The sequence below is a fragment of the Micromonospora sp. R311 genome (genome assembly GCF_056780015.1).
Genome location: NZ_JBSWCE010000061.1, coordinates 19,312 through 27,140, shown reverse-complemented (window position 1 = coordinate 27,140; position 7,829 = coordinate 19,312). Strand labels below are relative to the sequence as shown.

At 75.6% G+C, this 7,829-nt stretch carries 5 protein-coding genes; 2 read left to right on the top strand and 3 right to left on the bottom strand.

Annotated features, from left to right (window positions below):
* Nucleotides 1-73: 73 nt before the first annotated feature.
* Together rpsD and AC1WTP_RS32480 are read right to left on the bottom strand one after the other, a co-directional pair.
* Nucleotides 74-670, bottom strand: a complete 597-nt coding sequence (gene rpsD, locus AC1WTP_RS32485) for a 30S ribosomal protein S4 (protein ID WP_481653052.1) — start codon at nucleotides 668-670, stop codon at nucleotides 74-76.
* An 80-nt stretch (nucleotides 671-750) separates the two neighbouring features.
* The gene (locus AC1WTP_RS32480) at nucleotides 751-2,379 is read right to left on the bottom strand and encodes an FAD-binding oxidoreductase (protein WP_481653051.1); all 1,629 of its coding nucleotides are present in this window, start codon (nucleotides 2,377-2,379) and stop codon (nucleotides 751-753) included.
* Between the two features lie 199 nt (nucleotides 2,380-2,578).
* Between AC1WTP_RS32480 and AC1WTP_RS32475 the strand changes: the two genes are divergently transcribed.
* A complete protein-coding gene (locus AC1WTP_RS32475) occupies nucleotides 2,579-4,468 on the top strand; it encodes a P-loop ATPase, Sll1717 family (RefSeq protein ID WP_481653050.1) in 1,890 nt (629 codons plus the stop codon).
* An 11-nt stretch (nucleotides 4,469-4,479) separates the two neighbouring features.
* Nucleotides 4,480-5,496 (top strand): 1-aminocyclopropane-1-carboxylate deaminase/D-cysteine desulfhydrase, encoded by a 1,017-nt coding sequence (locus AC1WTP_RS32470; protein WP_481653049.1) that lies wholly within the window; start codon nucleotides 4,480-4,482, stop codon nucleotides 5,494-5,496.
* A 97-nt stretch (nucleotides 5,497-5,593) separates the two neighbouring features.
* Here the strand turns inward: AC1WTP_RS32470 and AC1WTP_RS32465 are convergent, their stop codons facing one another.
* A complete protein-coding gene (locus AC1WTP_RS32465; RefSeq protein WP_481653048.1) occupies nucleotides 5,594-7,711 on the bottom strand; it encodes an MMPL family transporter in 2,118 nt (705 codons plus the stop codon).
* Nucleotides 7,712-7,829 lie beyond the last annotated feature (118 nt).

Here is a 7,829-nt window from a genome sequence, read left to right as displayed (position 1 = left end):
AACCCCAGCCAACACCACCCCTACGACAATTCCCCGGCCCTGACCAACCCGGCGAACGTTAGTGGCCACCGCACTAGCCGGGCCGGACGCTGAGCGGGACGTCCCGCAGGTCGGGCACCTCCTGCCGGCGCGGCTCCCGGGTCAGCGTCGCGGTGAACTCCTCCGGCCGGACGTCGAGGTACGGCGAGGCCTCGGCATCGGCGAAGCCGCCCGCGGCCACGGCGGCCGGGGCGGGGCACTGCTTCTCCGGGCGCACCTGGATGACCTGCCCGGGACGGACCAGGTAAGAGGGCTGGTTGACCTTGCCCCCGTCCAGCGTGAACGTGTTGTTCGAGATCAGGTGGCGGGCCTCGTTGACGGTACGGGCGAAGCCGGCCCGGTGCACCAGCGCGTCCAGCCGCTGCTCCAACTGCCCGGCCAGGTTCTCCGCCGCATCACCGGGCTGCCCGGCGGCCGTCACCAGCGCCCGGACCAGCTGCCGCTCGCGCAGGTCGTACGCGGCCCGGAGCCGGTGCCGCTCGGCGTCGGGCAGTCGGTAGCCGCGCGGGGCGCGCCGCGGCCCGCCGCGGACCCCGATCGGGTGCTGCTGCCGGCGCAGCCGGTAACCCCAGGCCGGCTTGAGCGGTACGTCGTCGGTCGGCGCGATGTTGACCCTGGTCCGCAGCGTCATGGTGCCCTCCCTCGGCTCTCTGGCCCAACACCCTGCCGCCGAGCCGGGTGAGCCGTCGCCACCCGATCCGGGTGATCCGGTCAGGCGCGCCCGGCGGCGACCGGACCGGGATCGACGAGGACGCCGGGGTTGAGCACCCAGGACGGGTCGAGCGCGGCCTTCGCCGCGCGCAGCGCGAGCGCGACCGGTTCCGGGCGCTGCCGGTCGTACCAGGGCCGGTGGTCGCGGCCGACGGCGTGGTGGTGGGTGATGGTGCCGCCGGCGGCGAGCAGGGCCGCCGAGACGGCGTGCTTGATCTGGTCCCACTGGGCGAGCGTGGCGCCCCACCGGCCGGTGGCGTAGACCCCGAAGTAGGGGGCCGGCCCGTCCGGGTAGACGTGGGTGAACCGGCAGGTGACCACGCCGGTCGCGCCGACCTCGCGCAGCGCCGCGCCGGCCGCGTCGAGCACCGCGGCGCGCAGCGCGGGGTACCGGTCCCAGGTGCACGCCGTCTCGAAGGTCTCCACGATCATCGACCGGGCGGCGAGCGCGTCACGCTGGTACGGCATCCGCAGGAACGAGGAGCGCCAGGTGTCCACCGCCCCCGGCCGCCGGGAGCCGGACGCCTCGCCCTGCCGGGGTGGGTCCGGCAGCGTGCCGCCGTGGTCGCGGCACAGCTCGACGGCCCGGTCCAGCCGGGACCCGACCGGGTGGTCGGCGGACTCGAAGCCGAGCACGAGCACCCCGCCGGTGCTGGCGGTGCCGGCGTTGAGCAGCGCCTCCGCCGGGTCGAGCAGCCGGCAGTTGCTCGGCTGCAGCCCGGACTGGGCTATCGCCCGGGTGGCCGCCACCGCCGCGTCATGGTCGTCGAAGTGCACCGCCGCGTCCGCCCGCCAGCGCGGCCGGTCCTGCAGGCGCAGCCACGCCTCGGTGATGACGCCGAGCGCGCCCTCCGAACCGAGGAAGAGCCGGTCGGGGGACGGTCCCGCGCCCGAGCCGGGCAGCCGGCGTGACTCGCTGGTGCCGGCGGGGGTGACCACCCGCAGCGACTCCACCAGGTCGTCGATGTGGGTGAGGACTGTCGCGTAGTGCCCACCCGCCCGGGTGGCCAGCCAGCCGCCGAGCGTGGAGAACTCGAACGACTGCGGGAAGTGCCGCAGCGTGAGGTCGTGCCGGCGGAGCTGGTCCTCCAGCGCCGGGCCGAACACCCCGGCCTGGATGCGCGCCGCCCGGCTGGTCCGGTCGACCTCCAGCACCCGGTCGAGGTGGCCGAGGTCGAGGCTGACCGTGGCCGGGTAGCCGTCGCCCACCCGCGGTTCGACGCCGCCGACCACGGACGAGCCGCCGCCGTAGGGGATCACCGCCACCCCGGCCCGCGCGCACCAGTCCAGCACGTCGACGACGTCCGGTTCGGACGCCGGACGGACGACCAGGTCCGGCGGGTGCCGGACGTCGCCGTGCAGGTTCCGCACGACGTCCCGGAACGCCTTGCCGTGCGCGTGCGCGGCCCGGTGGGTCGGGTCGGTCGAGCAGAGGTGGGCCAGTGCCGCGGGCGGGGCGACCCGCGGCGGCCGCAGGCCCAGCTCGGCCACCGGCGGTGGGACGTGCGCGGTCAGGTCGGCGTCGGGCAGCAGGGTACGCACCCGGTCGGTGAGCGCAGCGGCCTCCGCGCCGGTCACCGCGTCCTCGACGTGCCCCCAGCCCCACCACGAACGGTGCTTCCCGGCCATCCGGCCTCCCCGCCGTCACCCAGCCCCAGCTCGATCCGCCGTAACGTACTCGACCGGCGGCGGTGCCCGGTATCCCTCCGGTGGCGGCCGTCCCGCCGGGAAGGTGACCGGGGCCGCGCCGCTGCGCTGGCTTTCCCGCCCGTCCCTGCCTACGGTGTGCGGTACCGCACCGACCGTGACGGAGCGAGGAGCGACCAGAGTGGACACCTCACCGATCGACCTGGCGCGACTGACCTTCGGCCGGGACGACGCCGAGTCGGACATCGCCAACGGCCTGCTCCGCCAGGGCTTCGTGCCGACGGCGGCGTACGAGGCGGCGGTACGTGGGCGCAAGAGCCTGATCATCGGGCGGAAGGGCGCCGGCAAGAGCGCCATCTGCCGGCTGCTCGACGGCGGACCGGACGGCGGGGTGGTGACCAGCCTGATCACCCCGGACGACGCCACCGGCGAGGAGCTGCGCCGGTTCGAGTTGCCCGGGTTGAACCCGGAGACGGCCAAGTCCCTGGTGTGGCGGTACGTCTTCGCCGTGCAGATCAGCCGCTATCTCGTCGGGCACGCCCGGCAGCGGCACCGGCGCCGGCTGCGCCGCGCGCCGGCCAACATCCGCCGGCTGCGCCGTTTCCTCAAGGCCCAGCACGAGAGCGGCGAGCAGAAGCTGTACGACCGGGTGCTCACCGGCACGCGCCGGCTGCGGGCGTCGTCGATCGGGTTGGGCGCGCTCGGCGTCAGCGGCACCCTGGAGGTGCGGGAGGCGTCGGAGGGCGCCCGCGCGGCACGCCAGCTCGACGTCCTGGAGGAGGTGATCGGGCGGGCCGTCGCGGAGCTGGACTGCCCCGCCGACCACCCGACGTTCCTGCTCGCGGTCGACCAGGTGGAGCAGATCTGGTCCAACGACCCGGCCTCCGACGAGCTGGTGGTCGGGCTGCTGCTGGCCAGCAAGCACGTGCTGAGCGTCCTCGGCGGCGCGGTCCGGTGCGTGCTGTTCCTGCGCAGCGACATCTACGACTCGTTGCGGTTCGCCGAGAGCGACAAGTTCCGCGGCGAGGAGGAGCGCATCGACTGGACGCCGGAACTGCTCGGCGAGGTGCTGCTGCGCCGGGCCTCGGCGTCGCTGGGCCGGCCGGTGCCGGCCGACGAGCTCTGGGGGCGGGTGCTGCCGGAGTCGATCGGCGGTGAGCCGATCCTGCACTACCTGACCGCCCGGACGCTGCTGCGGCCCCGCGACCTCATCCAGTTCGTGACCCTGTGCCAGGACACGGCACTGCGGCACGGCCACCGCGGCATCGAGCCGTCCGACGTGCGGGCGGCGACCCGGGACTTCTCCCGCTGGAAGCTCCAGGACCTCGGCAACGAGTACCTGGTCAGCTATCCCTTCCTGACCCGGCTCTACGCGCTGTTCCAGAACTCCGGCTACCTGGTCACCCGCAAGGCGCTGCACGCCCGGTTCGCCGAGGTGCGCGACAGCCTGGTGGAGCAGTTCCCCGAGTACGCGCACCTGCTGGAGCCGGACGTGGTGATCGACGTCCTGTTCGGCCTCGGCTTCCTCGGCGTACGGCGGGGCGCCGACGTCGTCTACGGCGGCTCCGGCCGGGACGTCATCCAGCCGCAGGAGACCGAGTTCCACGTCCACCCGTGCTTCCGGGCCGGTCTCAACGCGGAGGCGCCGGTCAACTTCGAGCGGTTCGAGGGGCCGGTGGTCAGCCGGGCGGTGAGCGGATACGAAGGCTACAACTTCGGGGTCATCGGCAACGTGGTCTCGGCCCGGCCGAGTCGCGACTTCGCGGTCATCGGCGGGATCCGGCACGCCTGCGAGCGGGTCCGGGAGGCGCTCGGTGGGGCGGAGCTGCCGGAGAGCGTCCGCCGCGAGGTCTCCGCGCGGTTGGCGGCCGTCGAGCACGCGGCCGTGCCGAGCAACGTCCGGCAGGCGATCGAAGCCGCCGTCGGCGTGGCGGACTACTTCGAACAGATCGCCCGCACCCTGGCCGCCAACGGCCTCGCCGACAGTGCGACCGGCACGGTCCTGCTGCACGCCCTGCGGGACGAGGCGACCCGGGTGCGCCGGGCGGTGTCCCGGGCCGGCGAGAGCTGAGGGGTCCGGGAGTGACCCCGCCCCGCGTGCACGCCCGCTTCCCGGCCATCGCGCACCGGCTGCCGTACCTGCGCATCGGCGAGGGCCCCACCCCGGTGCGGCGGCTGGCCGGCGAGCCCGGCGTGTGGGTCAAGGACGACAGCGGGTACGGCGCAGGGTACGGCGGCAACAAGGTCCGCAAGCTGGAGTGGAGCCTGCCGGAGCTGGCCCGGCGCGGGCGGCGCACGGTGGTGACGGCGGGCGGCACGGGCAGCCACCACGCGGTCGCGCTGGCCCGCTACGGGGCCGCCGTCGGCCTGCGGGTCGCCGTGGTGGCCGTGCCGCAGCCGTACGACGACCACGTGGCGGCCCAGGCGGCGGCGGTCCGGGCGGCGGGTGCGCGGGTGCGCCGGGTGACCGGCGTGCCCACCGGCTACCTGGCCGCCGCGGGGCTGCTGGCCGGAGCCCTGGTGACCGGCCGGCGGCCGGGGCTGCTGCCGATCGGCGGGTCCAGCCCGCACGGCTGCCTCGGCTACGTCGAGGCCGCCCTCGAACTCGCCGACCAGGTCGGCGCCGGCGTCCTGCCGGCACCGCGCCGGATCGTGCTGGCGGTGGGCTCCGGCGGCACGGCGGCCGGTCTGGCGCTCGGCCTCGCCCTGGCCGGCCTGGACACCGAGGTGGTCGGCGTCTGCGTGAACGACCGGACACCGGCGGGGGAGCGGCAGGTCCGCCGGCTCGCCGCCGCGGCCGGGCGGCTGCTGCGCCGGCGCGGCGCGCCGCTGCCCGCCCGGGTGCCGCTGGCCCCGGTGACCGTGCGGCGGGACTGGCTGGGGCCGGGCTACGGGGTGCCGACCGCGCGGGGCGCCGCGGCGGCGGCCTGGCTGACCGAGCGGGCCGGGCTCGTCGCCGAACCGGTGTACACCGCCAAGGCGGCCGCCGCGCTGCGGGACCTGGTCGCGGCCGGCTCGGCCGGTCCGGTGCTCTACTGGCACACCGCCCCCGCCGGCGTGCACGGCGGCGACGGGGAGGGCGCGCCGGTCGGGCAATGAGCGGATGGAGACGCCCGACCGCCGTGGTCGTGGTCAGGTGCTCGACGCCGAGGGGGTGGCCACCGGACGGTGGACACCCCCTCGCGTACCCCCCGGATCAGGAGTTGGCGGGGACCGGCTCGGCCGGGCGCCGCCGGACGGTCCGGGACGTCGAGCGGGCCAGCGCGCTCGGCCACCAGGTACGCGGGCCCACCTCCAGCGCGAGCGCCGGGACGAGCAGGCTGCGCACCAGGAACGTGTCGAGCAGCACCCCGACGCCCACGATCACGGCCGACTGCACCGACGGCACCAGCGGCAGCACGCTGAGCGCCCCGAAGGTGGCCGCCAGCACCACGCCGGCGCTGGTGATCACCCCGCCGGTGACGGTCAGCGCGTGCAGCACGCCCTGCCGGTGGCCGAGCAGCGCCGCCTCCTCCCGGGCCCGGGTGGTGAGGAAGATCGTGTAGTCGACGCCGAGGGCCACCAGGAACAGGAACGTCTGCAACGGGATCCCGACGAAGAGCTTGGCGTGGCCCATCGCGTCGAGGATCAGCCCGGCCGCGCCCATCGCCGCGAGGTACGACAGCACCACGCTCGCCAGCAGCAGCAGCGGCGCGACCAGCGCCCGCAGCAGCACGGTCAGGATGACGAACACCACCGCCAGGATCAGCGGGACGACCCGCCGGTTGTCCCGGCTCACCGTGCGCTCCTCGTCCAGCAGGTAGGCGCTGTCCCCGCCGACCAGCGCCTGCCCGCCGGGCACCGCGTGCACCGCGGCGCGGAGCCGGTCCACGGTGGCCAGGGCGGCGTCGCTGTCCGGAGTGTCGGCCAGCACCGCGGCGATCCGCACCCACCGGCCGTCCGGCGAGCGTTCCGGCGCGCCCACCTCGGCCACCCCGGGCACGGCCGCGGCCGCCGCGACCACCTGGTCGGCGGTGTCGGCGGAGGCCAGGATGTCGGCCGGGGCGACCGTGCCGCTCGGGTAGTGCGCCGCGATCATCCGCTGCCCGGTGATCGAGCCGACCTCCCGGGTGAACGTCTCGTCGCCCGGCAGGCCGATGCTGAGGTTGCCGATGCCGAAGCTCAGCGCCACCAGCGCCGCCGCCGTTCCGATCCACACCATCCGGGGCCGGCGACCGACCAGCCCGGCGATCCCCCGCCACACCCGGTGGTCGGTAACCACGTCCGTCGCCGCGGCGTCCGGCGTGTGGCGCGGCACGAACGGCCAGAACAGCCACCGTCCGAAGAGGACCAGCACGGCGGGCAGCAGCGTGGTCATGGCGAGCAGGGCGGCGCCGATCCCGACCGCGCCGACCGGGCCGAGTCCCCGGGTCGACGGCAGCTCCGCGGCGAGCAGGCACAGCAGGCCGATCGCCACGGTCGCCGCCGAGGCGCCGATCGCGCCGAGCGAGCGGCGCAGCGCCACCGCCATCGCGGCGTGCCGGTCGGCGTGCCGGCGCAACTCCTCCCGGTAGCGGGCGATGAGCAGCAGGGCGTAGTCCACGCCGACGCCGAACACCAGCACGGTGAGGATGCTCTGGCTCTGGAAGTCGACGGCCAGCCCGGCGTGCCGGGCCAGCAGGTAGACGACCGCGCTGGCGAGCTGGTTGGCGAACGCCGCGGTGAGCAGCGGGATCAGCCAGAGCACCGGGCTGCGGTAGGTGACCAGCAGCAGCAGGGCGACGGTGGCCGCGGTGGCCAGCAGGAGTGCGCTGTCCATGCCGCCGAAGGCGTCGAACACGTCGTCCTCCGCCCCGGCCGGGCCGGTCAACGCGGTCCGCAGGCCGGCGGGGGTGTCGGCGGCCAGCCGCTGCCTGATGTCGGTGACCGCCGCGGCGCGCCGCTCGTCGTCCCCGGCGACCGGGAAGGAGAGCAGCAGCGCCGCGCCGTCCTCGCTCGGCACCACCGGTGGCGGTTGCCCGCCGTCGGCGTACGGCGCGAAGGCGGCCCGGTCGGCGTCGGCCTTCGCCCGGTCGGCGTCGGTGAGGCCGCCGTCCCGCACGTAGACCGCGATCGCCAGCGGAGCCTGCGAGTCCGGGAACGCGGCCTCGGCCCGCTGCACCGCCCGGCTGGACTCGACGCCGGCGGGCAGCGCGCCGAGGGTGTCGTTCTCCTGCACCTCGGTCAGCTTCAGCGCCAACGGCCCGGCCGCCGAGATCAGGATGAGCCAGAAGACGAGCAGGGCGTACTTGGATCGTCGGCCGGACGGCAGGCCGGCCAGGCGGTGCCGGAACATGGCGGGTCCTCTCCGCGGGTTGGTTGTGGTCACGCCCTTGATCCTGCGGTCCGCGACCGGGGCGGGCAGGAGTGCCACGTCCCGAACGCCGGTGGTGCCAGCACCACCGATCCGGGCG

What these genes read in the sequence shown, in the direction of transcription:
- rpsD (WP_481653052.1), bottom strand. Translation starts at nt 670, where the DNA reads ATGACGCTGCGGACCAGGGTCAACATCGCGCCGACCGACGACGTACCG.
- AC1WTP_RS32480 (WP_481653051.1), bottom strand. Translation starts at nt 2,379, where the DNA reads ATGGCCGGGAAGCACCGTTCGTGGTGGGGCTGGGGGCACGTCGAGGAC.
- AC1WTP_RS32465 (WP_481653048.1), bottom strand. Translation starts at nt 7,711, where the DNA reads ATGTTCCGGCACCGCCTGGCCGGCCTGCCGTCCGGCCGACGATCCAAG.